The sequence below is a fragment of the Pleomorphomonas carboxyditropha genome (assembly GCF_002770725.1).
GTDB lineage: Bacteria > Pseudomonadota > Alphaproteobacteria > Rhizobiales > Pleomorphomonadaceae > Pleomorphomonas > Pleomorphomonas carboxyditropha.
In genome coordinates this window covers 105,318-130,569 of sequence record NZ_NQVN01000014.1, presented here as the reverse complement: position 1 = coordinate 130,569, position 25,252 = coordinate 105,318, and the positions used below count along the sequence as shown (strand labels likewise).

Sequence of the window (25,252 nt, the reverse complement as noted above, 5' to 3'; positions counted from 1 at the left end):
TGACTTTTTTCTTTCGCTCGGCCGGCAGGGAGCTTTTCGCCCATGATCAAGTCTGAACTGGTTGCGCGTATCGCGGCGCAGAATCCGCACCTCTACCAGCGCGACATCGAGAACATCGTCAACACGATCCTCGGCACTGTCGTCGACGCCATGAAGAGCGGCGATCGCGTGGAACTCAGAGGCTTCGGTGCTTTCTCGGTGAAGAGCCGGCCGGCCCGCACCGGGCGCAATCCGCGCACCGGCGAGAAGGTGCCGGTTTCCGAGAAGTTCGTGCCCTTCTTCAAGACCGGCAAGGAAATGCGCGAGCGCCTCAACGACGGCAAGGTGAGCTGACGTCCGGTCGGCAGGAGAGACGCCCCCGTGAAGACCTTTCTGCGGATCGTCATCCTCGGCCCGCTCGCCATCGTGGTCGTGGCGCTCGCCGTCGTCAACAACCAGATCGTGACCCTGGTGCTCGACCCGTTCAACCCGTCGGCGCCGTTCTTCTCGCTCGCGGTGCCGCTCTACGTGGTGTTCTTCGCCACGCTGGCGGTCGGCGTGCTGATCGGCGGCGTCGGTTCCTGGTTCGGCCAGGGGCACGTCCGCCGCGCCGCCCGGCAGAGCCGGCGCGAGGCCGCCCGCCTCAAGGCGGAGATGGAGCGGCAGCGCCCGCCGGAAGGACCGGAGACGCTGGCGCTGCGCGGCCCGGGCGCCTGAGGCGCCTCGGGGTTCCGGGGGGTTATTCCGTCTCGAATTCCTGCGGGTCGAAGTCGTAGTGCGTCGAGCAGAACTCGCAGGTGACGCCGATGCGGCCGTTCTCCACCATGTCCAGACGTTCGGCCGGCGAGAAGGAGGCGATCATCGCCTTGACGCTGTCGCGCGAGCAGCGGCAGCGCTCGACGAGCGGCTGCGGCTCGAACACGCGGACGCCGCGTTCATGGAACAGCCGGTAGAGCAGGGTCTCGGCGCCGACCGCCGGATCGATCAGTTCGTCGTCCTCGATGGTGCCGGCAAGGCTCTGCGCCTCCACCCAGGCGTCGTCCTCTTCGACGCTTGCCGCCGTCCCTGCCGGGGCGTCGCCGGGATGCAGGTCCCGGTGGCCGGTGCGCTCGGAGGAGTCCGGCAGGAATTGCAGGAACAGGCCGCCGGCCCGCCAGCCCCGCTGCGGCTCGTGTCCGGGATCGCGGGTCAGCACCTCGGCGACCGCGAGACGAACGCGCGTCGGGATCTGCTCCGACTGCAGGAAATAGCCGTGGGCGGCTTCTTCCAGCGAGCGGCCGTCGAGTTCGACGATGCCCTGGTAGCGGCTCATGTGGGCGCCCTGGTCGACCGTCATGGCGAGATGCCCGCGGCCGAGCAGGTCCTCCGGCCGGTCGCGCCCGGCGGCGACAGCCTCCGCCACGGCGCCGGCATCGAAGCGGGCGCAGGCGCGCACGGCGTCGGGCGCGTCGAAGTCGACCACCAGCATGCTCACCGGGCCGTCCGACTGCGTTTGCAGGATGAACCGGCCCTCGAATTTCATCGAGGTGCCGATCAGCGCCGTCAGCGCCACCGCCTCGGCCAGCAGGCGCGAGACGGCGGGCGGATAGTGGTGCCGGCCGAGGATGGTGTCGATCGCCGGTCCGAGCCGCACGACGCGGCCGCGCAGGTCGAGGGCCTCGACGGCGAACGGCAGCACGGCGTCATCGCCGGCGGGGGCGAAGGGGCGATCGACGGCGCTCATCAGTCCTCCATCGCGCCGAAGCACCAGGCCAGGATGCCCTTGTGGGCGTGCAGGCGGTTCTCGGCCTCGTCGAAGACGATCGAACGCGGCCCGTCCATCACCGACGAGGTCACCTCGTCGCCGCGATGGGCCGGCAGGCAATGCATGAACACGGCGTCCTTGTCGGCGGCGGCCATCAGGCGGTCGTTGACCTGGTAGGGCGTCAGCAGGTTGTGGCGGCGGCGCTCGCCCTCCTCGTCGCCCATCGACACCCAGGTGTCGGTGAAGATGGCGTCGGCGCCGTCGACGGCCTCGAACGGGTCGTTGGTCACCTCGATACGGCCGCCGTTGGCGCGCGCCCAGTCGATCGGCCCTTGCGCCGGGGCGAGCTCCTTCGGCGTGGCGATGCGCATGGTGTAGCCGAAGCGGGCCGCCGCGTGCACCAGCGAATTCAGCACGTTGTTGCCGTCGCCGGTCCAGGCGAAGGTCTTGCCCGCCACCGAGCCGCGGTGCTCCTCGTAGGTCATGATGTCGGCCATCACCTGCGTCGGATGGCTGACCTTGGTGAGGCCGTTGATCACCGGCACGGTGGCGTATTCGGCCAGCTCGTGCAGGGCGTTGACGTCGAGGATGCGGATCATCATGGCGTCGACATAGCGCGACATGACGCGGGCGGTGTCGGCTATGGTTTCGCCGCGGCCGATCTGCATCTCGGCGCCGGTCAGCATGACGGTCTCGCCGCCGAGCTGACGCATGCCGACGTCGAAGGAAACGCGGGTGCGGGTCGACGGCCGCTCGAAGATCATCGCCAGCACCTTGCCGGCCAGCGGGCCGACGCCGGGGCGGCAGCCGTTCACCTTCGACTTGAGGTCGCGGGCGCGGGCGAGAATGGCGCGCAGCTCGTCGCCGGAGAGATCGGTGAGGTCGAGGAAGTGATTGGGATTGTTGTCGGTCATTTCTGTGGTCTCGCTCAGGCCGACTTGGCGGCGGCCGCCTCGGGGGCGGCGGAGGGCGCGGCGGAAAGGGCGATGGCGGCGTCGTCGATGCGCTTGACCGCCTCGAGGATCTCGTCGTCACCGACGATCAGCGGCGGCAGCAGGCGAACGACGCCGTCGCCGGCGGCCATGGTGAGAAGATGCTGGTCGCGGAAAGCGGCGTTCATCTCGGCCACCGGCCGCCTGCACTTGAGGCCGATCAGCAGCCCCTCGCCGCGCACCTCTTCGAAAAGATCGGGATAGCGGTCGACGATGCCGGCAAGCGCCTGCTTGAAGCGCAGGCTGGCGGCGCGCACCCGCTCGAGGAAGCCGTCCGCCAGCACGACGTCGAGAACGGCGTTGCCCACCGCCATGGCCAGCGGATTGCCGCCGTAGGTGGTGCCATGCACGCCGGCCGTCATCGCCGCCGCCGCCGCGTCCGTGGCGAGGCAGGCGCCGAGCGGAAAGCCGCCGCCGATGCCCTTGGCCACCGCCATCACGTCCGGCGTCACGCCGGCCCATTCATGGGCGAAGAAGCGGCCGCTGCGCCCATAGCCGCACTGGACCTCGTCGAAGATCAGCAGCAGGCCGTGGTCGTCGCAGATCTGCCGCAGCGCCCTGAGGCTCTCGGGCGGGATGACGCGCACGCCGCCCTCGCCCTGGATCGGCTCGACCAGGATGCCGGCGGTTTCCGCCGTCACCGCCGCCCTGACCGCCGCGATGTCGTTGAACGGCACCTGGTCGAAGCCGTCGACCTTCGGCCCGAAGCCCTCGAGATACTTCTCCTGCCCGCCGGCGGCGATGGTCGCCAGCGTCCGGCCATGGAAGGCGCCTTCCATGGTGATGATGCGGAAGCGCTCGGGATGGCCGTTCGCCCAGTGGTAGCGGCGCACCGTCTTGAAGGCGCATTCCAGCGCTTCGGCGCCCGAATTGGTGAAGAAGCAGCGGTCGGCGAAGGTGCTGGCGACGAGCCGCTCGGCCAGCCGCTCCTGATCGGGGATGCGGAACGCATTGGAGACGTGCCAGACCTTTTCGGCCTGCGCCTTCAGCGTCGCGACGAGATGCGGATGGGCGTGCCCGAGGGCATTGACGGCAATGCCGGAACCGAAATCGAGCCAGCGCTCGCCTCGGCTGTCGATGAGCCAGGCCCCCTCACCTCGTTCGAAGGCCACGTCCGCGCGCGAGAACGTCGCATAGAGCGGAGAGGTGGAACCGGGGGCGGTCATGACAGTTTCCTTTTCAGTGATAGAAGTTTCCTGCGGATGCCGGTGCCGCTGCCGCGAGGCCGGCGGGATGAAAAAAGTAAGCCGCGCCCCCGGCTTCTCGGCGGCGCGGCCCCTCGCAAGGCGGCTCTATACCATGGGAAAAGCCGGAACTGTCAAGGTTTTTGCGCTGGGGCCGCTCGAAATTACGGCAGCCGGACAAGTACTTCCATTCCCGGCGAATCAGATTTGCCAACGGCGGTTGAAGCGATGCGGCGGCGCCACGATATTTGTTGAAAAGTCGTAAAGCGCCGCGGGGCGTGACTCGGCGGTCATTGCGCCGGAGAGAACGCCCATTGTAGCCTAGATGTCGTCGCCACGAGATATCGTGGCGGGACGCTCCAGCGATACAATCGCATGTGTTTTGCGTTGCCGGACCGAAAGATGGACCGGGCGTGTCCTGAGGGATTCCCCGGGTGATGCGGCGAAGAGAGGGTGACAAGATGTCCTGGACCGACGAACGCGTCGAGCGCCTCAAGACGCTCTGGTCTGAAGGGTTGAGCGCCAGCCAGATTGCGGCTGAGCTCGGCGCCGTGACCCGTAACGCGGTGATCGGCAAAGTGCACCGGCTCGGACTGTCCGGCCGGTCGAAGCCGCAGGTGCAGCCGGCGCGGCCGACGGTCGCCGCTCCACCGCGCGTCAAGACCGCCAGCCGTCCGGTGGCGCAGACCCAGTCGACCAGCCGTCCGGCAGCGCCGGCCCGGCCGATCACCATCGGCGCCACGGCCCTCAAGGCCGACGCCCAGGCCGAAGAGGCGCTGGCCGTGGCCACCGTCGCCGAGATCGAGCCGCCGGTGTTCGAGAAGGTGACCATCCTCTCCCTGACGGAGAGCACCTGCAAGTGGCCGGTCGGCGATCCCGGCAAGCCGGATTTCTTCTTCTGCGGCCGCAAGTCGGAAGTCGGCATTCCCTATTGCGCCTTCCACGCCCGCATCGCCTACCAGCCGTCGGCCGAACGCCGCCGCGAGCGCGACCGCAAGGCGGCCGGTTGACCGACAGCGAAACGGTGAGGCTGAGGGGACACCATCTCCTCTGCCTCCTCACCTACAAGGGGCTCGGCTACTCGCCGGAATTCGTGGCCGGCATGACGGCGACAGCCGGCCGGCTCGTCTCTGGCGCAACGGCGGAGATCGTCGACGGCCCCGACGACATCTGCGCGCCCCTTTGCCGCGTCGAGGAACATCCCCACTGCCATGAAGCGACCGTGCCCGAACGCGACCGACGGGCGCTTGCCCTGGTCGCCGCCGCGCTCGGCCGGCCGGTCGGGACGGGCGACCGTTTCGTTCTCGATGGCATGATCAGGGCGCGTCTGCGCGCCGCCTACCGGGATGGCGCTTTCGAGCCCGCCTGCGCCCTCTGCGAATGGCAGCCGCTCTGCCGCGACATTGCCGCCGGCGGCTACGCCGGCACGCTTTTTCGCGCGGCTGACGAGCCCGCTTAGGCGTCGGCGACCACGCCGCCGACGCTTTCCAGGCGGAAGGCCGCCGCCATCAGCGCCCGCGTATAGGGCTCTTTCGGCGCCGCGAACACTTGGGCGGCGGGTCCGGCTTCCACCACCTTGCCCGCCTTCATGACGATCAGCTCGTTGGCCAGCGCCCGCACCACCTTGAGGTCGTGGGAAATGAACATGTAGGCAAGGCCGTGCCGGGCCTGCAGGTCGCGCAGCAGATCGACCACCTGCGCCTGCACGCTCATGTCGAGGGCCGAGGTCGGCTCGTCGAGCATGACGAACTTCGGCTTCAGCACCATGGCCCGGGCGATGGCGATGCGCTGGCGCTGGCCGCCCGAGAATTCGTGCGGATAGCGGTGGCGCGTCTCCGGATCGAGGCCCACCTCGGCAAGCGCTTCGACCACGCGGGCGTCGCGGGCCTCGGCCGTGAGGCCGGGCTCGTGCACGGCGAGGCCCTCGCCGACGATGTCGGCCACCGTCATGCGCGGTGACAGCGAGCCGTAGGGGTCCTGGAAGACGGCCTGCACGTCGCGCCTCAGTGGCCGCATGGCGCGGGACTCCAGCCCGTCGATGCGGCGGCCGAGCACGACGATCGGCCCCTCCGAGGAAATCAGGCGCAGGAGGGCGAGGCCGAGCGTCGTCTTGCCCGAGCCGCTTTCGCCGACCACGCCCAGCGTCTGGCCGGCCCTGAGCCTGAGGTCGACGCCGTCCACCGCCTTGACGTGGCCGACGGTGCGGCGAAGAAATCCGGCCTTGATCGGGAACCACACCCGCAACTGTTCGGCTTCGACGACGACCGGCGCGCCGGGCGCGGCGGCTGGCGGCTCGCCCTTGGGCGCCGCCGCCATCAGATGGCGGGTATAGGCATGCTTCGGCGCCGCGAACACTTCGGCCGTCGGGCCGGCTTCCACCACCTCGCCCTTGGTCATCACCACCACGTCGTCGGCGAAGCGCTCGACGATGCCGAGGTCGTGGGTGATGAACAGGATGGCCATGCCGTGCCGCGCCTGCAGCGCCTTCAGGAGCGTCAGGATCTGCGCCTGCACGGTCACGTCGAGGGCGGTGGTCGGCTCGTCGGCGATCAGCAGGTCGGGCGCGTTGGCGAGCGCCATGGCGATCATCACCCGCTGCCGCTGGCCGCCGGAGAGCTGGTGCGGATAGGCCGAGAGCCGGCTTTCTGGATCGGGAATGCCGACCTCGGTCAGAAGCTCGATCACCTTCCGGCGAACGGCCGCGTCGCCGCTCGCCCCGTGCAGCTTCAGGATCTCGCCGATCTGCCGCTCGATCGAATGCAGCGGGTTGAGCGAGGTCATCGGCTCCTGGAACACCATGGTGATCTCGGCGCCGCGGATTTTCCTGAGCTCCGCCTCATCCGCCTTCAGAAGGTCCTGGCCCTTGAACAGGATCTCGCCGGAAGGATGGCGGGCGGCCGGATAGGGCAGCAGGCGGACGACCGACAGCGCCGTCACCGACTTGCCCGACCCGCTCTCGCCGACCACCGCCAGCGTGCGGCCTTTCTCGAGATCGAAGGAAACGCCCGAGGCGGCAAGCGTCTCGCCCGCCTCATGACGGAAGGCGACGGAGAGATTGCGAACGGAGAGGAGGGGGGCGGTCATCAGGTGTTCGTTCCGCCGAGTTCGTCGGGATGCAGCCAGGCAAGGTCGGCGCCGAGCTTGCGACCGAGCCGCACGTCGGCCGAAAGGAAATGCCGGCAGCCGGCCCGGACGGCACTTGCCACCAGGAGAGCGTCGGCGAGCTTCAGCCCGGTCGTTGCCTGCAATTGCGCCGATTCCCGGATGACCGGCCGGTCGACCGGAATGATCTCCAGCGGGCTGTCGGAATCGAACAGCCGTTCGTAGAGCTCGACGTGCGACTGGGCGCCTTCGGCGAGCGGCTTGACGAGAATTTCCGCAAGGCTGAGCTCCGAGACGACGCCGCGCATCCGTCCTGCCTCTATCTTGGCCAACAGTGCGCCTAGCGCCGCTGACCAGCGGCTGCCGGCCTCGAAGGCGAAGATCAGCGCGTTGCTGTCGAAGAAAACCGAGTCGTTGGGGACGAGGGGGTCGCTCATTCGTCCTCGCGCAACGAGCGGAAATGGGCGATGACCGCCCCCTCCTCGCCATGGAGATTGGGCAGCGTGCCGGCGAGCCGGCTGAGTGGCAGCCGGTCGCTGCTATCCTCGACGTCGATCCTGACGGATACCGTAGCGTCGGGTGGCAGCCCCTCGCGCAGATCGGCCGGCAGCTTGCCGACCGGATAGTGGCTGCGCACGATTTTGTTCATGCTCGCCTCCTCACTGGAACGTCTTGCGCGGGTCGAAGGCGTCGCGCACCGCCTCGCCGATGAAGATCAGCAAGCTTAGCATGACGGCGACCACCATAAAGCCGGTAATGCCGAGCCAGGGCGCGAAGACGTTGGTCTTGCCCTGCCTCAGCAATTCGCCGAGCGACGGATAGCCGGCCGGCAGGCCGAAGCCGAGATAGTCGAGCGAGGTCAGCGTGGTGATCGAGCCGTTGAGGATGAAGGGCAGGAACGTCAGCGTCGCCACCATGGCGTTGGGCAGGAGGTGCCGGCGCATGATGGTGAGGTTGCCGACGCCGAGCGCCCGCGCCGCCCGCACGAATTCGAAGTTGCGCGCCCTGAGGAATTCGGCGCGCACCACGCCGACCAGGTTCGTCCACGAGAAGGCGAGCAGGATGAACAGCAGCACCATGAAGGAAGGCGCGATCACCGACGACACGATGATCAGGAGATAGAGCGTCGGCACGGCGTTCCAGATCTCGATGAAGCGCTGCATCAACAGGTCGGTCAGGCCGCCGTAGTAGCCCTGCACGGCGCCGACGGCGACGCCGACGATCGACGAGACGACGGCGAGCGTCAGGCCGAACAGCACGGAGATGCGGAAGCCGTAAAGCGCCCGGGCGACGACGTCGCGGCCCTGGTCGTCGGTGCCGAGCCAGTTCATGTTGCCGAAGACGCAGTCCTTGTCGTTCACTCCGTCGGCATAGGCGGCGCAGCGCTCGGCCGGCGTCAGCAGGAAGGCGGGCGGCGAGGGCGCCGGCGTCGGCGCCTCGGTGTTGGGCGTATCGAAGGAATAGCGGATCGGCGGCCAGATCATCCAGCCGTTGTTCTCGATCTCGTCCCGATTGTAGGGATCGCGGTAGTTGGTGATGGCGAGGAAGCCGCCGAACTTTTCCTCCGGGTAGTCGACCAGCACCGGAAACAGGATCTCGCCCTTGTAGGAGACGATCAATGGCCGGTCGTTGGCGATGACGTCGGACAGCAGCGTCGCCACGAACAGCACCAGGAAGATCCAGAACGACCACCAGCCGCGCCGGTTGGCCTTGAAGTTCTGCCAGCGGCGGCGGTTGACGGGCGACAGCCAGGGGCGTCTTGCGGCGGGAAGGGCGGCCATGGTCGTCACACCTCCCGGCTCTCGAAGTCGATGCGCGGATCGATCCACATGTAGGTGAGGTCGGACAGGATGTTGATGACGAGGCCCATCAGCGAGAAGACATAGAGGGTGGCAAACACCACGGCATAGTCGCGGTTGATCACCGACTCGAAGGACAAGAGCCCGAGACCGTCGAGCGAGAAGATGGTCTCGATCAAGAGCGAGCCGGCGAAGAACGAGGCGATGAAGGCGCCGGGAAAGCCGGCGATGACGATCAGCATGGCGTTGCGGAACACGTGGCCGTAGAGCACCTTGCGCTCGGAAAGCCCCTTCATGCGGGCGGTCAGCACATACTGCTTGCGGATCTCGTCGAGGAAGGAATTCTTGACGAGCAGCGTCGTGGTGGCGAAGGCGTGCGTCGCCATGGCGGCGAGCGGCAGCGCCATGTGCCAGAAATAGTCGGCGATGCGCTCGGGCCAGCCCATGGCCGCCCAGCCGTCGGAGGTGAGGCCGCGCAACGGGAAGATCGACCAGAAGGAGCCGCCGGCGAACAGCACGATCAACAGGATGCCGAACAGGAAGCTCGGCACGGCATAGCCGACGGCAATGACGAACGAGGTCCAGACGTCGAAGCGGCTACCGTCGCGCACCGCCTTGGCGATGCCGAGCGGAATGGAGATGCCGTAGGAGAGCAGCGTCATCCACAGGCCGAGCGAGATGGAGACCGGCAGCTTTTCCTTGATCAGGTCGATCACCGAAATGGAGCGGAAATAGCTCTCTCCGAAGTCGAAGCGGGCGTAGTTCCACAGCATCAGGCCGAAGCGCTCGAGCGGCGGCTTGTCGAAGCCGAATTCCTTCTCGAGCTTCTTGATGAACTCGGGATCGAGCCCCTGGGCGCCGCGATACTTGGAGGTGACGGCCTCGCCGGCCATCTGGTCGGGCGCCTGCCCACCGAGATCGGCGCCGGCGCCGGTGAAGCGGTCGGTGGCGCCGATGTCGGTGCCCTGCAGCTTGGCGATCACCTTCTCCACCGGTCCGCCGGGCGCGAACTGCACCACGGCGAAATTGATGGCCATGATGCCGATCAGCGTCGGGATCATCAGAAGGAGGCGGCGGAGGATGTAGCCTGCCATGAACCGGAAACCCTCGTCTCGACGCGGTCAGCGGGAAAGGCCGGCCGCCGCCGCGCCGGCCGCGTCGTACCACCAGACGTCGGGGAAGCCGACGGAGTATTTCGGCAGCGCCTCCGGATGGCCGAAGCGGTTCCAGTAGGCGTAGAAGCTGTCCTTCGAATAGAACAGCGGAATGAGATAGTTGCCGGCCAGGAGCGCCCGGTCGAGCGCGCGCGTCGCGGTGACGAGCGCCGCCCGGTCGCCGGCATAGACGACCTTGTCGATCAGGGCGTCGATGGCGGCATCCTTAATGCCGGCCGAGTTGCGCGAGCCGGGCCGGTCGGCGGCCTTCGATCCCCAGTATTCGCGCTGCTCGTTGCCCGGCGACAGCGATTCGCCCCATACATCGACCGTCATGTCGAAATCGAAGCTGCGCAGGCGGTTCTGGTATTGCGCGTCGTCGACGAGGCGATAGTCGAAGTCGATGCCGATGCGGCCGAGCGATTTGGCGTAGGGGGCGATGTAGCGCTCGTCGAGCTGGCTGAAGGTGAGGTATTCGATGCGGAAAGGCTCTCCCCTGGCGTTCCGCATCTTGCCGCCCTGGATGGTCCAGCCGGCCTCGGCGAACAGCGCGACGGCCTGGCGGAGATTGTCGCGCACCGCCTCGGGCCTGCCGCCGACCGGGTTGGCATAGGGCGCGGTGAACACGGCGGGCGGCAGCTTGTCCCGCAGCGGCTCGAGCAGCGCGAGCTCATCCGGACCCGGCAGATTCCTGGCGGCCAGCTCGGTGCCGAAGAAAAAGCTGTCGATGCGGTCGTAGAGATCGAAGAACACCGTCCGTTTCAGCGTCTCGTAGTCGAAGGCGAGGTTGAGCGCCCGCCGGACACGCGCGTCCTGGTATTTCGGCAGGCGGAGGTTGGGCACCAGGGCCTGCATGACGCCGGAGGCGTTGCGCGGGAAGGTCATGGTCACCACCTTGCCCTCCTTCCTGGCCGGGAAGTCGTAGCCGGTCGCCCACATCTTGGCCGAACGCTCGGCCCGGAAATCGTATTTGTCGGCCTTGAAGGCCTCCATCATCACGGTGGGATCGAGATAGTAGTCGTAGGTCAGCCGGTCGAAATTGTTGGTGCCGATGGACACCGGCAGCTTGTCGCCCCAGTAATCGGGGTCGCGCGTGAGCGTAACCCGCCGGCCGGGATCGACCGCCGTCACCTTGTAGGGACCGGAGCCGAGCGGTGCTTCCAGCGTCGTCTCGCGGATGTTGCGCGGCTTGCCCGAGGCGTTCTTGCCCTGCCACCAATGCTTCGGCAGCACGTAGAGCTGGCCGAGGATGCTCGGCAGCTCCCGGTTGCCGGGCGCGTCGAAGGTAAAGCGGACAACGCGATCGCCGGCCGGCTCCGCCTTGATCACATGGGCATAATAGCTGGTGAAGGTGGGATAGATTTCTTTCAGCGTATCGAAGGACCAGACGACGTCGTCCACCGTCACCGGTTCGCCGTCCTGCCAGCGGGCGGCCGGATTGAGCCGGAACTCGGCCCAGGCGAAGTCGCTCGGATAGCGCATCGCCTCGGCCAGCAGCGGATAGGCAGCGGAGATGTCGAGCTCGTCGAGCGAGGGAGTGAACAGCGTCTCGTAGGCGGGCGCCACGGCGGCGGCCGGCGTTCCCTTGATGCCGAGAAACACGTTGGTGCTGTCGAAGCTGCCCTCGGCGCCGAAGCGGGCCTCGCCGCCCTTGGGGGCGTCGGGATTGACGTAGTCGAAATGGGCAAATCCGGCCGCATAGCGCGGCTCGCCATTGAGCGCGGTCGCCGCCCGCCACGCCGGTTCCTCGGCTTTGGCTGGCGCGCCAGCCACAAGCGGCAGCAGGGTGACGAAGGCGGCGATGAGGAGCCGGCCTGGAAGCCTCTGGATGATGGGTCGAATCATCGGACGTCCCCGCACGTTGGTTTTCTTCTCGAAATTTCCATCATTGCGGCGCGAAGGCAATGGTTTCACGTCAATACGATCTCCTAAAGCTTCCCGACGCGCTCGGTACCAAAAAAACCGCCTCTTGCATTTTGCCGGCAACACCGCGATATGTGGCTCGGGAGGTTGGCGGTGGACGAACCACTCGCCAACCGGGTCAGGTCCGGAAGGAAGCAGCCCCAACGAGCTTCGGCTCGGGTCACTCGTCGGCCTCCCACCCTCCATTTCTCAGGTTGCGAGCATGCCGGACACTCTGACGCCCGCCGATCAGACGGCCGCCTCGCCCTATCGGGTCCTAGCCCGCAAGTATCGTCCGCAGAGCTTCGCCGACCTGATCGGCCATGGCGCCATGGTGCGCACGCTCGAGAACGCCTTCGACACCGGCCGCATCGCGCAAGGGTGGATGCTGACCGGCGTGCGCGGCGTCGGCAAGACCACCACCGCCCGCATTCTCGCCCGCGCCCTCAACTACGAGATTCCCGGCGAGATCGACCGTCCCACCGTGCACATGGATCGCGAGGGCACCCATTGCCGCACCATCATGGAGGGCCGGCACGTCGACGTCATCGAGATGGACGCCGCCTCGCACACCGGCGTCGACGACGTGCGCGACATCATCGAGGCGGCCCGCTACAAGCCGGTGTCGGCCCGCTACAAGGTCTACATCATCGACGAAGTGCACATGCTGTCGACGCAGGCCTTCAATGCGCTCCTGAAGACGCTGGAAGAGCCGCCCGAGCACGTCAAGTTCGTCTTCGCCACCACCGAGATCCGCAAGGTGCCGATCACGGTGCTGTCGCGCTGCCAGCGCTTCGACCTGCGCCGGGTGCCGACCGGCGAGCTCGCCGCCCATATCGAGCGCATTATCGCCGCCGAGAAGGTCACCGCCGACCCCGAGGCGGTGGCCTTGATCGCCCGCGCCGCCGAGGGCTCGGTGCGCGACAGCCTCACCATCCTCGATCAGGCGATCGCCCATGGCGGCGGCCATGTGTCGGCCGATGCGGTGCGCGGCATGCTCGGCCTCGCCGACCGGGTGCGCGTCGTCGACCTGTTCGAGGCGGTGATGAAGGGCGACGTCGCCGGTGCGCTGGCGATTCTTGCCGACCAGTATGACACCGGTGCCGATCCGGCGGCCGTGCTGTCCGATCTCGCCGCCTTCGTCCACCTGGTGACGCGGCTCAAGCACCTGCCGGAAGGGGCGGCCGACCTGTCGCTCACCGAGGCCGAGTGGACGCGCGGCCGCGACTTTGCCGAAAAACTGTCGGTGCGCGTGCTTTCCCGCACCTGGCAGTTGCTGCTCAAGGGCATCCAGGAGGTGCAGACCGCTCCACGGCCGTTGCCGGCCGCCGAGATGGTGCTCGTCCGCCTCGCCTATGCCGCCGATCTGCCGACGCCCGACGAGGCGCTCAGAATGCTGAAGGACGGCAGCTTTCCGGGGCTGACCCCGCCGGCCGGCGGCTCCTCGGGCGGGGGCGACGGGCCGCGCGCCCGCGCCGCCAACGGCTTTGCCGGCGTCGCCGCTCGCCGCGCCGAGCCGGAGGCCGCGGCAGGCCCGCGCCTCGACAGTTTCGAGGCGGTGGTGGCGCTTGCCGAAAGTAACCGCGACATCGGCCTCAAGTTCGCGCTGGAGCGGCACGTCCGCCTCGTGCGCTTCGAGGACGGGCGCATCGAGTTCTCTCCCGTCGAGGGCGCCAACCCCGGCCTTGCCGGCGAGATCGGCCGCAAGCTGTCCGGCTGGACCGGCCGCCGCTGGATCGTCGCCATCTCGCGGGAAGAGGGCCGGCCGACCATTGCCGAAACACGCGAGGCGCGCCGCCGCGAAGCCGTCGACGACGCGCTCGCCGATCCGGTGGTCGCCGCCATCTTCCGCCTGTTTCCCGGCGCCGAGATCGTCGATGTCAAGTTCGCCGACGAGCCGGAGGCGCCGCCGTCGGCCGGTCCGGCGCCCGGCGGCCCCACCTTCGAGGACACCGGCGACTGGACCGAGGGCTTCATCGACGAGATGCCCGATCCCGGCCTCGGCGACTTCGACGATTGAGACGCCGTTGACAAGGAAGGCCGGAAGCGGAGATGAAGCCGCGTGAAGCGGCTTCCGGCGCCAAGCGGCGCCGCGCGGAGCGGGTCTTTCGGGACGAAGCCCCGAAAGACGAAAAGCGGAGCGTAAAGCCAAGGGCCGGAGGCCCGCCGGCGACTGAGGCAAAGAACAACAAGCCGCGTGAAGCGGCTTCCGGCGCCAAGCGGCGCCGCGCGGAGCGGGTCTTTCGGGACGAAGCCCCGAAAGACGAAAAGCGGAGCGTAAAGCCAAGGGCCGGCAGGCCCGCCGGCGCCTGAGGCGAGAAAAACCACCCGCCGGCGACTGAGGCCAGAAATAAAAGGAGAAAATCCATGTTCGGCGACATCGGCAAGATGATGAAGGAAGCGCAGGCGCTTCAGGCTCGCATGGCCGAGGCGCAGGAAGAGATTGCCCGGATCGAAGCGACCGGCACGTCCGGCGGCGGCCTCGTCTCGGTCACCGTTACCGGCAAAGGCGAGATCAAGGCGCTTCGCATCGATCCCTCGCTCCTGAAGCCCGAGGAGGCCGAGATCGTCGAGGATCTGATCGTCGCCGCCTTCACGGACGCCCGGGCGCATGTCGATGGTCTGGTCGCCGAGCGCATGCAGGCGGTAACCGGCAACCTGCCGCTGCCGCCGGGCTTCAAGCTGCCCTTCTGAGCCCCTCTTAGCGCTTCCGGAGACGACCTTGGCCCGTCGCGTGACAGGACCGGAAATCGAGCGGCTGATCCAGCTTCTCGCCCGCTTGCCCGGCCTCGGTCCGCGCTCGGCCCGCCGGGCGGCGTTGCAGCTCGTCAAAAAGAAGGATCAGTTGCTGGCTCCGCTCACCGACGCCATGCGGACGGTTCACGACCGCGTGCGCGTCTGTTCGGTGTGCGGCAACGTCGATACCGCCGATCCCTGCGCCGTCTGCACCGACCCGACGCGCGACGGCTCGGTGATCGTCGTGGTGGAAGACGTTGCCGACCTCTGGGCGCTGGAGCGGGCCGGCGCCGTCAATGCCCGCTATCACGTGCTCGGCGGCGTGCTGTCGCCGCTCTCCGGCATCGGGCCCGACGATCTCGACATTGCCGGCCTCGTCGAGCGGGCGTCCGACCCGGCGGTCAAGGAGGTTATCCTCGCCGTCAACGCCACCGTCGACGGCCAGACCACCGCCCATTACGTCACCGACCGCCTCGACGGGCTCGGCGTCAAGGTAACCCGTCTCGCCCATGGCGTGCCGGTGGGCGGCGAGCTCGACTATCTCGACGAGGGCACGCTCACCGCCGCCATCCGCTCGCGCACGCCGTTCTGAGGGACCACAGGAGGCCGCCGCTGACGGCTTCCGGCGCCAGGCGATGCCCGCGCAAAAAACCTGGGCGGAGGAAAGCAGCCTGCCCGGCATCGACGCCGGTAACTGATCGGCGCCGTACGGACGGAGCCCTATATATGCCCCTTGCCTAGCATCGGAGCGGATCGGTCTCTCGGATGGGACACGGGGCGGAAGGCGCCCCGCCCCGTGACGCGCTGATCTTATCTCATTTGCAAAACGCAAGGGCCAAAGGCCCGCCGGCGCCTGAGGCGAGCAGGAAACCACCCACCGGCGGCTGAGGCGGAAAACAACCTCGGCTTGACTTTGGCGGAACAAATGCCGATCTTTCCGATCATGGAACCGCGCCTCAACCTTCTCCGAGTGCTTTGCAGGATCTATCCCCTCGCGGGATATTGATCTCACGGTTCCGCCTCGTCGCGCGCTGGCCGTGAGGCCCTAACGCCGGATCTTTCGAGACGACCGGCGCCGCGCGACATCCCTTCCAGCTTTCCGGAAATTCGTCCCGCCAGACGGCGGGCGACTACCATTTTAAGGATACGACCATGGCTCTCGCCAACCGCCGGCGGCATTCGCCCGTCATCACACTCGCCCGCTCCGACCACGAGCGTCTCGCCAATCTCGCCGATGCCCTCGCTGCGCGCGATCCTGCCGCTGCCGAGCAACTGGCCGCGGAACTCGACCGGGCACGCGTCGTCGCCGACAACCGCCTGCCGCCGGGCACGGTGCGCATGGGCGCCGTCGTCCGCTTCAGCCTGGAGGGCGCCGAGCCGCGCATCGTCCGCCTGGTCTATCCGGGCGAGGCGGACATCGAGAAGGGGCGCATTTCCGTGCTGACGCCGGTCGGCGCCGCCCTGATCGGCCTTTCCGCCGGCCAAAGCATCGACTGGACCGGCCGCGACGGCCGGCCGCGTCGCCTGGAGGTCATCGAGGTCGACACGACCGAGCTCGCCGAGGCGTCCTGAGGGCGGCGCAGCCGCCGCCCCCGGGCGCCGGCCTCAGATCACGCCATGGGCGCGCATGGCTTCGGCGACGCGGATGAAGCCGGCGATATTGGCGCCCAGCACGTAGTTGTTGGCGACGCCATATTCGCGGGCCATCTCGGCGCAGCGGTCGTGGATGCCGCTCATGATGCCGGCCAGCCGCTCGCGCGTCGCCTCGAAGGTCCAGCTGTCGCGGCTGGCGTTCTGCTGCATCTCCAGCGCCGAAGTGGCGACGCCGCCGGCATTGGCCGCCTTGCCCGGGCCGAACAGCACGCCGGCCTCCTGGAAGGCGCGCACCGCCTCCGGCGTCGACGGCATGTTGGCGCCCTCGGCCACCGCGATGACGCCGTTGCCGATCAGCGTCGCGGCATCCCGGCCCGACAGCTCGTTCTGGGTGGCGCAGGGCAGCGCCACGTCGCAGGCCACGTCCCAGATGCTGCCCTTGCCGGTCGGCACGAAGTGCGTGCCCTTCGGCTTCAGCTCGACATAGTCGGAAATCCGGCTGCGCCGCACTTCCTTGATCTCCTTGACGAGATCGAGGTCGATGCCGGCCTCGTCGACGATGTAGCCGGCGCTGTCGGAGCAGGCGACCACCTTGCCGCCGCGCTTGATGGCCTTCTCCATGGCGTAGATGGCGACGTTGCCCGAGCCGGAGATGGTCACCCGCCGGCCCTCGAAGTCGGCGCCTTTGGTGGCCAGCATGGCGGAGGTGAAATAGACGGTGCCGTAGCCGGTCGCCTCTTTCCGTACCAGCGAACCGCCGTAGCTGAGGCCCTTGCCGGTGAACACGCCGGCCTCGAAGCGGTTGGTCAGCCGCTTGTACTGGCCGAACATCCAGCCGATCTCGCGGCCGCCGACGCCGATGTCGCCGGCCGGCACGTCGGTGTGCTCGCCAAGGTGCCGGCTGAGCTCGATCATGAAGGACTGGCAGAAGCGCATGATCTCGCCGTCCGACTTGCCCTTGGGGTCGAAGTCGGAGCCGCCCTTGCCGCCGCCGATCGGCAGGCCGGTCAGGGCGTTCTTGAAGATCTGCTCGAAGCCGAGGAACTTGATGATGCCGAGATTGACCGACGGATGAAAGCGCAGGCCGCCCTTGTAGGGGCCGAGGGCCGAGTTGAACTGTACGCGGAAGCCGCGATTGATGCGCACCTGGCCCTGGTCGTCGACCCACGGCACGCGGAAGATGATCTGCCGCTCCGGCTCGCAGATGCGTTCGATCAGCGCGTCGGCGAGATAGTCGGGGTGCTTGGCCACCACATGGCCGAGGCTTTCCAGCACCTCCCGTACCGCCTGGTGGAATTCCGCCTCGGCCGGGTTGCGCCGCAGCACCTCCGACAGGATGGGAACCAGCTTTTCATCGATCGACACCACCTGCGACTTCCTTTCCATGCTTCCGGTCCGCGTACCCCCGCCAAGGGGGCCGAACTCCATGCCGATGCGATCGGAGCACTCCCGCGCCATGGCGGGCAGAGTGGCCGCAACAGGAAGGAGCGACACCCGGCAGGACCGGATGCCGCAACCATAACGGGAGCTCAAGGAAAGCTTGGCGATGCCCCAGTCCCGGCTGCGATGGGACTCTGCATCTGAGAGATGACGGAAACGCCCAATCTTAGGGCATCGTGATAAAGGAAACATCACGATGCAAGCCCATAGCTGGGCATTTTAGGAGCATTAGCTAAAAAAATCGCCAAACGCTTCCCGGTCGGGCATAACTCTCCCACCGCCGGTTTACCGACGGCTGGATATAAAACAATAATGACAACCTATGGGCTAGGGAGTCTCAGATCGGGTGGGAGAGACGCAGCGGCACGGCCAGGACATGGCCGTCGTCGGCGGAAAAGGCCAGCGTGCCACCGCAGGCCCGCGCCAGGCCCTCGATCAGCAGGCGCCGTTCGGCCGCTGCCGCCCGTGCCTCGCCATCGCCGGCAATTGTCTCGCCCCCCAACGGACGGACCGTTGCGACGAGCCGGCCGGACGCCGCCCTGAGCGACACGGTCGCCACGCCGCCGGCCGCCGCGGCGTCGCCCGCTTCGGCGAGAAAGCCCTCGACGAGATCGGCGTAGAGCGTCGGGCTGGTTTCGATGGGCAGCGGCAGCGACGGGGCGAGGAAATTGACGGCGCCCCTCGCCTCGGCCCTGAGGTTCTGCTTCTTGACGGCGTCGACGAAGAAGGGAATGGCGTCGAAGCGCTGGACGCTGGCGCCAAACCGGCTCGCCGCTTCGAGATCGGCGATCGAGCGGACGAGCGCCGCTCGCCCGGCCTTCCGATCCGCCGCGGGCTCGCCGTCCCGCTCGGGACGGAGCGCAAGGCCGGCGGCATAGAGATTGGCCATCAGCGCCCTGAGCATCGACGCCGCATCGTGGCGCGGCGCCGGGCGGCGTTGCAACAGCGTGGAAAACACCCTGTCGAGGGGCGCCACCGCCAGGTCGCTCTTGGTGAGCAGGCCGTCGGTGCCGGCCCGGCGGCCGATCAGTTCGATATCGTCATTGTCGAGCGCCGAGATGAGGATCACCGGCACGTCGGCAACCGCCTTGATCTCATCGATCAGCGCCATGGTGGTCCGGCCGGCCATCCAGAATTCGCACAGCACGACGTCGCAGGGTTGCCGCGACAGCGCCGACAGCGCCGCTTCGCGGGTGCCGGCGGCGATGAAGGTGGCGGAAAAGCTCGGCAGCGCGCCGACGAGCCGGCCGATCAGGAACGTATCCTCCGGCGTGTCGCCAACGTGGAGAACGGTGATCGTCGGCCGTGCCATGGCCGCGTCGGCGGCGCCGACGACGCGAAGGCGTCGCGCCGCGGTGTCTTCGATGGCTGGAATGAACGGCCCCGACAGTCGAGCCATGAACGATCCTCTTTCCCCTCCGGCCCCGGCTATCGAATCGCATCTTCGCCGCGGGCATTGAAAAATATGCAGGAAACTGCGAAAAAAGTAGTTAACGAGCCGTTAATTTCCCCTGCCGGCTGAAAATGTGCACATGAATTTCGTGCCGCGGTTGCCGACGGACAATTGCGCCGCACGGCATCCTCCCACTGGAAAAGCGCCGCCAAACGGGCGATAGAGAAGTCTCGCTTCTGGAGCATCCGCCCGAAAGGTTGCGAGACTTTTCGGACCCGGCGGATGCTTGCAAAGACATGGAACAACGCCGGCATCGCCTGCCGGCTTTTGTTCCCGGCGTCCGGGTCGGGCGCTGACAGGATCCGAGGAGTTTTCTATGTCCATTCTGGTGACCGGTGGCGCCGGTTATATCGGCAGCCACATGGTGCATGCCCTCGTCGATCGCGGCGAGAGCGTTGTCGTGCTCGACAACCTTTCGACCGGCTACGACGCCGTCCTTCCCGGCGCCGCGACACTGGTCGTCGGCGACATCGGCGACGGCGAACTGGTCGACAAGCTGATCGCCGATCACGGCATCACCGCCATCGCCCATTTCGCCGGCTCGATCGTGGTGCCGGATTCGGTCACCGATCCGCTCTCCTACTACGAGAACAACACGGTGAAGTCGCGCTCGCTGATCGCGGCGGCGGTGCGCGGCAAGGTCAAGGCCTTCCTGTTCTCCTCGACGGCCGCCGTCTACGGCGAACCGGGCGTCGACCTGATCGACGAGACGGTGCCGCTCGGGCCGGTGTCGCCCTACGGCTCGTCCAAGTGGATGACCGAGATCATGCTGCGCGACAGCGCCTATGCCTACGGCTTCCGCTATGCGGCGCTGCGCTATTTCAACGTCGCCGGCGCCGATCCGAAGGGCCGCACGGGCCAGTCGAGCAAGCGGGCCACCCATCTCATCAAGATCGCCGCCCAGGCCGCCCTCGGCCAGCGCGACGGCATGGATGTGTTCGGCACCGATTACCCGACCCCGGACGGCACCTGCCTCAGGGACTACATCCACGTTTCCGATCTCATCGAGGCGCACGTGCTGGCGCTGAAGCACCTGATGGCCGGCGGCGACACCTTCGTCGCCAACGCCGGCTACGGCCACGGCTTCTCGGTGCTCGAGGTGATCGACGCGGTGAAGCGCGTGTCCGGCGTCGATTTCCCGGTCCGCATGGCGCCGCGCCGCGCCGGCGACCCGCCGTCGCTGGTCGCCGATTCGAGCCGCCTGCGCGCCATCACCGGCTGGCAGCCGAAGCTCGACGATCTCGACACCATCGTCGGCCACGCGCTGGCCTGGGAGAAGTCGCTGGCCAGCCGTAATTTCCAGCGCTGAACAGCAGAGCGCCCGGCCGATTCGGCCGGGCATCCCCTTCCGAAAGGTCTAGCCCATGGCCGTCGCCACGCCGCAGAAAGCCGTTACCGTCGGCTCCGTCACCTTCGACAATACCGCCCCCTTCGTGCTGATCGCCGGGCCTTGCCAGATCGAAAGCCGCGAGCACGCGCTGAAGATCGCCACCTTCCTGGCGGAAACCGCCGGGGCGGCCGGCGTACCCTTTGTCTTCAAGGCCTCCTACGACAAGGCCAACCGCACCTCGCTCAAGGGCACGCGCGGCGTCGGCATCGAGGCGGGCCTTGCGATTCTGGCCGAGGTCCGCGATCGCCTGGGCTGCCCCGTGCTGACCGATGTCCACGACATCGAACAGGCGCGCCGGGCGGGCGAAGTGGTCGACATCCTGCAGATCCCCGCCTTCCTCTGCCGCCAGACCGACCTATTGATCGCCGCCGGCGAGACCGGCAAGGCCGTCAACGTCAAGAAGGGGCAGTTCCTCGCCCCCTGGGACATGCAGAACGTCGCCGACAAGGTGGCGTCGACCGGCAACGGGCGCATCCTCCTGACAGACCGCGGCACCTCCTTCGGCTACGGCGCGCTGATCACCGATTTTCGCGGCCTGCCGACCATGGCCGAGACCGGCTACCCGGTGGTGTTCGACGCCACGCATTCGGTGCAGGAGCCCGGTGGCCGCGGCTCGTCGTCGGGTGGAAAGCGCGTCTTTGCGCCGGCTCTCGCCCGGGCGGCGATGGCGGTCGGCTGCGCGGCCGTGTTCATCGAGGCGCACGACGACCCCGACCGGGCGCCGTCGGACGGGCCGAACATGCTGCCGCTCCCCTGGATCGCGCCGCTTCTCGCCGATCTCAAGGCGCTCGACGCCGTCAGCAAGGGCCGGGCGCTTACCGACGCCTATTGAGCAGCCGGCGCCCGGCTGGCCTCGGCAGTCGCCGCGAATTCGGCCTTGAGGCCGGCGACGACGCTGCCGGCGCCGGCGATGGTCATCATCAGCTTGCCGAGTGCGCCGACGTCCGGGTCGGGCAGCGCCGCCATCAGCGCCGCCGCCTGATGCGATAGATCGTCGAAGCCGACGTTGGCCGATGCGCCCTTCAGCGTATGCAGGGTGCGCTTGGCGACCTCGGCGTCGCCGCGCTCGAGCGCCGCCGACAGGTCGGCGAGCAGGCTCGCCACGTCGGTGGCGAACGAGTCCATCAGGAAGGCCGTATCTTCCGGGCCGAGCTCGCGCAGCAGCGCGTCGATCCGTCGACGATTGACCGGTTCGCCGTGCGCCGCGTCACCGGCGGGAGCAGGCCGCGTTGCCGGCACCCTGCCCCTGGGCAGGTCGGCGAGAATCGACAGGAGGTCGTCCCGTTCGACGGGCTTGGGCAGGAAGGCGTTCATGCCGGCCTTGCGGCAGGCCTCGCGATCGGCGGCAAAGGCATTGGCGGTCATGGCGACGATCGGCACGTTGCGGCCGGGTCCGCTCGACCGGCGGATGGCGCGCGTCGCCTCGAGGCCGTCCATCACCGGCATCTGCATGTCCATGAACACGACGTCGAAGTCGCGGGCATTGACCATGGCCAGCGCCTCGGCGCCGTTCTCGGCCAGCGCCGCCTCGATGCCGAGGCGGGCGAGCAGGCGGAGCGCCACTTGCTGGTTGATGCGGTTGTCCTCGACCACCAGCACCTTCAATCCCTTCGGCACCGAGGTCTCTTCGCCGGATGGACGGGGCTTGTCCTCGCTTTGGAGGCTGCCGGCGATCGAGGCGGCGACGATGGCGGGCGTCAGGGTATTGGCGGGGCGGGCGATCCTGCCGGCGGCGCGCGGTGCCGCCTGCGAAAAGATGATGTCGAGCCGCGCCCGCTGATGGTCGGGGGGCAGCATCGCGACGGTAACGGCGATGTCGGCCTCGTCCCTGGTTCCGGCAACCCCGGCGCCGAAATAGGCGAAGGTCGCGGCAATCGCCGCCGTCTCGGCGGGGAAGCGGCCGGTCACCGAGACGCGGGCGCCGTGGAGCGGGGCGGGATCGAGATCGGCGGCGGCGGCTCGCTCCAGCGGCAATTCGAAGAAAAACAGCGAACCGCGCCCCTCGCGGCTGGTGACGCCGATGGTCCCGCCCAGCCCCTCGACGATGCGCCGGCTGATGGCGAGCCCCAGGCCGGTGCCGCCGAAGCGGCGGGTGATCGAGGCGTCGACTTGCGAGAATTCCTTGAACAGCCGCTTCTGGCCTTCCTCGGAAATGCCGGTGCCGGTGTCTTCCACCTCGAATCGCAGAACCGGCCGGTCGCCGCCGCCCGCCTCGCGGATGCGCACGGCGATCAGGCCGCTCTCGGTGAACTTGACGGCATTGGAGAGGAAATTGATCAGCACCTGGCGGACGCGCGTCGGATCGCCCGAATAGCGGGCGCTCATGGCGATTTCCGGCGCCAGCACGGCGACGAGACCCTTCTCGCGCACCGAGGCTTCCACCATGGAGATCGCCGCCTCGGCGGTGGCCACCGGGTCGAACGCCACGCGATCGACGTCGAAGGAGCCGGCCTCCAGCTTGGAGAAGTCGAGGATGTCGTTGACCAGGGCAATCAGGCTGCGGCCGCAGGTCTCGATATTGCTGGCGAAGCCGCGCTGCTCGGCGTCGAGCGACGTATCCTTGAGGAGATGGGCCATGCCGAGTACGCCGTTGATCGGCGTGCGAATCTCGTGGCTCATGGTGGCGAGGAAAGCCGATTTCGCCTGATTGGCCGATTCCGCCGCCGCCACCGCCTCCTTGAGCTCGACGGCCATGGCTTCGAGGCGCACGCGCGAACTCCAGATTTCCCGGATCTGCCGGATCAGGCTGACGATGAAGATGCCCATGGAGAGCGTCAGGGCGCCGACCAGCACGGCGAGCACGCGATAGAGCTTCTCGCGCAGCATGCGCGCGTCGGAACGCGCCGCCGCCTCCGTCGCCTCGGCGAGGGTGGCGAGCCTCGAGGTGACGACGGGCAGATCGCCCAGGTGGCTTCCGAGGGCGTCGAGGGCTTGCCTGTCGATTTCCGGCGCGTCCGGCAGACGGTCGACGATCGGCCGCGCTTCGGCAACCGTCCGCATGACGGTCCCGAGGTCGGGGCTGCTCGGCGCCGTCGCGGCAAGGTCGCGCGCGGTGGCGTCGAACAGGACGAAACGGGCGGCGACGGTCTGTCCGGCGGCTTCCGAGGGGAGCCGTCGGGCGGTCTCGACCGATCGCAGCAGCTTCTCCGCCGCCCTGTCGAGCCGATAGGCGGCGGCAAGCGTGCGCGTCTCGTCAAGATCCGCGGTATCCGCCTGCTGGCGGATCAGGATGGTGAAGACCGCGACGGCGGCGACGAGAAACAGGAAGCCGACGACGACATAGAGCAGCGTGCCCCTGAGCGGGCGATCTTGTCCCATGGTCTTGCCGGCGCGCATTCCCGTGCCGTATCCGTTCGAAAGGGGGGTGGTGATGGTCACGGCGGGGTCCGGTCCGGCAAGTCGGCGAGGGCGTATCAGGCGGCAAAGCCGATGGGTGTTCCGGCCTGCTCCCTGATCTTCAGGATGCGGAAGTAGCGGAGCGAGAACGCCCGGGCGACCTCCGGATCGAATTGCCGGCCGGCGTTGTCGGCAATGTAGCGAGCGGCCTCTTCGGCGGTCCAGGCGGCTTTGTAGGGCCGCTCCGAGGTCAGCGCATCGAACACGTCGGCGACCGAGACGATGCGCCCGGCGAGCGGAATCGTCGCCTCCTTGAGGCCGCGCGGATAGCCGGTGCCGTTCCAGAATTCGTGGTGCGTCTCGGCGATCTCGGCGGCGAGGCGGATGACGCGCGACCGCGATCCCTCGAGGATCTCGCCGCCGATCAGCGTATGCGCCTGCATCCGGCGGCGTTCCTCGGCCGTATAGGGCCCGGCCTTGTAAAGCAGGTCGTCGGACAGGCCGAGCTTGCCGATGTCATGCATCAGCGAGGCGATGTAGAGATCCTGGCAATAGGGCTCGGCCTGTCCGAGCTCCTCGGCGATCTCGCGGGCGGTGCGGGCGACGCGGACCAAATGGCTGCCGATCGACGGATCGCGGCGCTCGACGGCGCGCGCCAGGCGCAGGATGATTTCCTCTTCGAGGCCCAGCCGGTCGTGGGTCGCCTTCTGCACCTCGGTTTGCAGCCAATCGGCGCGATCCCTGAGCTTGTTCTGCATCTCGCGCAGCATGGCGAGGTTGCGGAGCCGCGCCTTGGCCTCGGCCATATCGACCGGCTTGGTCAGGAAGTCGGTGGCGCCGGCCTCCAGCGCGGCGTAGCAGATCTCCCGTTGATCGACGGTGGTGACCATGACGATCGGCACGTCGATATAGTCGGGAAGGCTGCGCACCTCGCGAATGAGGGTCAGCCCATCCATCCCCGGCATCATGTAGTCGACGATGATCAGGTCGAAGCGGGTGCGGCGGGCTTCGTCGAGCGCCTGCAGCGGGTCACGGAACGACTGCACGTCGGCGATGCCGGAACTCTGCGCCAGCTTGCCGAGCATGAAGAGATTGCTCGGATTATCGTCGACCAGAAGGAGTTTCATGACAGTTTCCCGTGGAGAGTTCCTGGCGAAAACGTATCCGGGAAACATGAAACTTCAGAAAATGAGCATGAGAAACGCGGTGTGAACCGGGCCACATCCTATTTGAATGAAAATATAAGGAGAATGGTAACCAAGACACCGCCTTGAGGCTGGAATTTAGGCAAATTGGCCGCAGTAAGATTGATGATTCCTGAGGGGCATCGTCAGAAATTACAAGGGTCTGCGGGTCTCGTTCACGACTTGTCAAGACTTGGCGCCGAGGGGACGATTGGCGCTGGCGCACCGTCGGGGACCCGGGCATAACGTCAGCATCGAGCCGAC

23 protein-coding genes and 1 other RNA gene are annotated in these 25,252 nt (G+C 67.7%); 11 read left to right on the top strand and 13 right to left on the bottom strand.

Translation table 11 applies throughout. The features are described from left to right. The first annotated feature begins 42 nt into the window (after nt 1-42). The gene (ihfB, locus tag CJ014_RS18510) at nt 43-333 is read left to right on the top strand and encodes an integration host factor subunit beta (RefSeq protein WP_100081969.1); all 291 of its coding nucleotides are present in this window, start codon (nt 43-45) and stop codon (nt 331-333) included. 27 nt (nt 334-360) lie between these two features. After that, a complete protein-coding gene (locus CJ014_RS18505) occupies nt 361-696 on the top strand; it encodes a LapA family protein (RefSeq protein ID WP_100081968.1) in 336 nt (111 codons plus the stop codon). A 22-nt stretch (nt 697-718) separates the two neighbouring features. Here CJ014_RS18505 and CJ014_RS18500 read toward each other — a convergent pair whose 3' ends face one another. Genes CJ014_RS18500 through CJ014_RS18490 form a run of 3 tightly spaced genes read right to left on the bottom strand, consistent with a single transcriptional unit; the run spans nt 719 to nt 3,881 of the window. Continuing rightward, nucleotides 719-1,702 carry an Hsp33 family molecular chaperone gene (locus CJ014_RS18500; RefSeq protein WP_100081967.1) on the bottom strand — a complete coding sequence of 328 codons (984 nt, stop codon included), beginning with the start codon at nt 1,700-1,702 and terminating at the stop codon, nt 719-721. After that, complete coding sequence (gene argF / locus CJ014_RS18495) at nt 1,702-2,637, bottom strand: ornithine carbamoyltransferase (protein ID WP_100081966.1); 936 nt, start codon at nt 2,635-2,637, stop codon at nt 1,702-1,704. The genes CJ014_RS18500 and argF overlap by 1 nt, the downstream gene beginning before the upstream one ends. Before the next feature lie 14 nt (nt 2,638-2,651). Further along, nucleotides 2,652-3,881, bottom strand: a complete 1,230-nt coding sequence (locus CJ014_RS18490; RefSeq protein WP_100081965.1) for an aspartate aminotransferase family protein — start codon at nt 3,879-3,881, stop codon at nt 2,652-2,654. 479 nt (nt 3,882-4,360) lie between these two features. Between CJ014_RS18490 and CJ014_RS18485 the strand changes: the two genes are divergently transcribed. Together CJ014_RS18485 and CJ014_RS18480 are read left to right on the top strand one after the other, a co-directional pair. Continuing rightward, the gene (locus CJ014_RS18485) at nt 4,361-4,909 is read left to right on the top strand and encodes a GcrA family cell cycle regulator (protein WP_100081964.1); all 549 of its coding nucleotides are present in this window, start codon (nt 4,361-4,363) and stop codon (nt 4,907-4,909) included. Further along, nucleotides 4,906-5,358 (top strand): DUF1284 domain-containing protein, encoded by a 453-nt coding sequence (locus CJ014_RS18480; protein ID WP_245427433.1) that lies wholly within the window; start codon nt 4,906-4,908, stop codon nt 5,356-5,358. The genes CJ014_RS18485 and CJ014_RS18480 overlap by 4 nt, the downstream gene beginning before the upstream one ends. On the opposite strand, the gene CJ014_RS18475 is transcribed toward CJ014_RS18480, so the two are convergent. From CJ014_RS18475 to CJ014_RS18450, 6 genes are read right to left on the bottom strand one after another with little or no spacing between them, the layout of a single operon-like run. After that, entirely contained in the window at nt 5,355-6,983 is a 1,629-nt protein-coding gene (locus tag CJ014_RS18475; RefSeq protein WP_100081963.1) for an ABC transporter ATP-binding protein, read from the bottom strand. The two genes, CJ014_RS18480 and CJ014_RS18475, sit on opposite strands and share 4 nt — an antisense overlap. Then, nucleotides 6,983-7,438, bottom strand: a complete 456-nt coding sequence (locus CJ014_RS18470; protein WP_100081962.1) for a type II toxin-antitoxin system VapC family toxin — start codon at nt 7,436-7,438, stop codon at nt 6,983-6,985. The genes CJ014_RS18475 and CJ014_RS18470 overlap by 1 nt, the downstream gene beginning before the upstream one ends. Beyond that, entirely contained in the window at nt 7,435-7,650 is a 216-nt protein-coding gene (locus CJ014_RS18465) for a hypothetical protein (RefSeq protein WP_100081961.1), read from the bottom strand. Before CJ014_RS18465 ends, CJ014_RS18470 begins: the two co-directional genes overlap by 4 nt. Before the next feature lie 10 nt (nt 7,651-7,660). Then, complete coding sequence (locus tag CJ014_RS18460) at nt 7,661-8,782, bottom strand: ABC transporter permease (RefSeq protein ID WP_100081960.1); 1,122 nt, start codon at nt 8,780-8,782, stop codon at nt 7,661-7,663. 5 nt (nt 8,783-8,787) lie between these two features. Further along, the gene (locus CJ014_RS18455) at nt 8,788-9,894 is read right to left on the bottom strand and encodes a microcin C ABC transporter permease YejB (RefSeq protein ID WP_100081959.1); all 1,107 of its coding nucleotides are present in this window, start codon (nt 9,892-9,894) and stop codon (nt 8,788-8,790) included. Between the two features lie 27 nt (nt 9,895-9,921). Further along, nucleotides 9,922-11,799 (bottom strand): extracellular solute-binding protein, encoded by a 1,878-nt coding sequence (locus CJ014_RS18450; protein WP_100081958.1) that lies wholly within the window; start codon nt 11,797-11,799, stop codon nt 9,922-9,924. Between the two features lie 160 nt (nt 11,800-11,959). Here CJ014_RS18450 and ffs point away from each other — a divergent pair. The 5 genes from ffs to rnk all read left to right on the top strand — a co-directional run bounded on the left by ffs (nt 11,960) and on the right by rnk (nt 16,164). Further along, nucleotides 11,960-12,056: signal recognition particle sRNA small type (gene ffs / locus CJ014_RS18445), an RNA gene on the top strand. 23 nt (nt 12,057-12,079) lie between these two features. Beyond that, on the top strand, nt 12,080-13,876 hold the full coding sequence (locus tag CJ014_RS18440) for a DNA polymerase III subunit gamma/tau (RefSeq protein ID WP_100081957.1): 1,797 nt from the start codon (nt 12,080-12,082) through the stop codon (nt 13,874-13,876). 347 nt (nt 13,877-14,223) lie between these two features. After that, nucleotides 14,224-14,550 (top strand): YbaB/EbfC family nucleoid-associated protein, encoded by a 327-nt coding sequence (locus CJ014_RS18435; protein WP_100081956.1) that lies wholly within the window; start codon nt 14,224-14,226, stop codon nt 14,548-14,550. Between the two features lie 28 nt (nt 14,551-14,578). Beyond that, the gene (gene recR / locus CJ014_RS18430) at nt 14,579-15,184 is read left to right on the top strand and encodes a recombination mediator RecR (protein ID WP_100081955.1); all 606 of its coding nucleotides are present in this window, start codon (nt 14,579-14,581) and stop codon (nt 15,182-15,184) included. A 560-nt stretch (nt 15,185-15,744) separates the two neighbouring features. Beyond that, on the top strand, nt 15,745-16,164 hold the full coding sequence (rnk, locus tag CJ014_RS18425; protein ID WP_100081954.1) for a nucleoside diphosphate kinase regulator: 420 nt from the start codon (nt 15,745-15,747) through the stop codon (nt 16,162-16,164). A 33-nt stretch (nt 16,165-16,197) separates the two neighbouring features. Here rnk and gdhA read toward each other — a convergent pair whose 3' ends face one another. Together gdhA and CJ014_RS18415 are read right to left on the bottom strand one after the other, a co-directional pair. After that, entirely contained in the window at nt 16,198-17,571 is a 1,374-nt protein-coding gene (gene gdhA / locus CJ014_RS18420) for an NADP-specific glutamate dehydrogenase (protein WP_207765801.1), read from the bottom strand. Nucleotides 17,572-17,962: 391 nt separating this feature from the next. Beyond that, complete coding sequence (locus CJ014_RS18415; protein ID WP_100081953.1) at nt 17,963-19,024, bottom strand: response regulator; 1,062 nt, start codon at nt 19,022-19,024, stop codon at nt 17,963-17,965. 370 nt (nt 19,025-19,394) lie between these two features. Between CJ014_RS18415 and galE the strand changes: the two genes are divergently transcribed. Both galE and kdsA read left to right on the top strand, forming a co-directional pair. Then, nucleotides 19,395-20,387 carry a UDP-glucose 4-epimerase GalE gene (gene galE / locus CJ014_RS18410; protein WP_100081952.1) on the top strand — a complete coding sequence of 331 codons (993 nt, stop codon included), beginning with the start codon at nt 19,395-19,397 and terminating at the stop codon, nt 20,385-20,387. A gap of 55 nt (nt 20,388-20,442) precedes the next feature. Then, nucleotides 20,443-21,300 carry a 3-deoxy-8-phosphooctulonate synthase gene (gene kdsA, locus CJ014_RS18405; protein WP_100081951.1) on the top strand — a complete coding sequence of 286 codons (858 nt, stop codon included), beginning with the start codon at nt 20,443-20,445 and terminating at the stop codon, nt 21,298-21,300. Here kdsA and CJ014_RS18400 read toward each other — a convergent pair. Beyond that, nucleotides 21,294-23,846 carry an ATP-binding protein gene (locus CJ014_RS18400; RefSeq protein WP_133121881.1) on the bottom strand — a complete coding sequence of 851 codons (2,553 nt, stop codon included), beginning with the start codon at nt 23,844-23,846 and terminating at the stop codon, nt 21,294-21,296. The two genes, kdsA and CJ014_RS18400, sit on opposite strands and share 7 nt — an antisense overlap. 35 nt (nt 23,847-23,881) lie before the next feature. Beyond that, nucleotides 23,882-24,931 carry an HD domain-containing phosphohydrolase gene (locus CJ014_RS18395; RefSeq protein WP_165790899.1) on the bottom strand — a complete coding sequence of 350 codons (1,050 nt, stop codon included), beginning with the start codon at nt 24,929-24,931 and terminating at the stop codon, nt 23,882-23,884. Between the last annotated feature and the right edge of the window lie 321 nt (nt 24,932-25,252).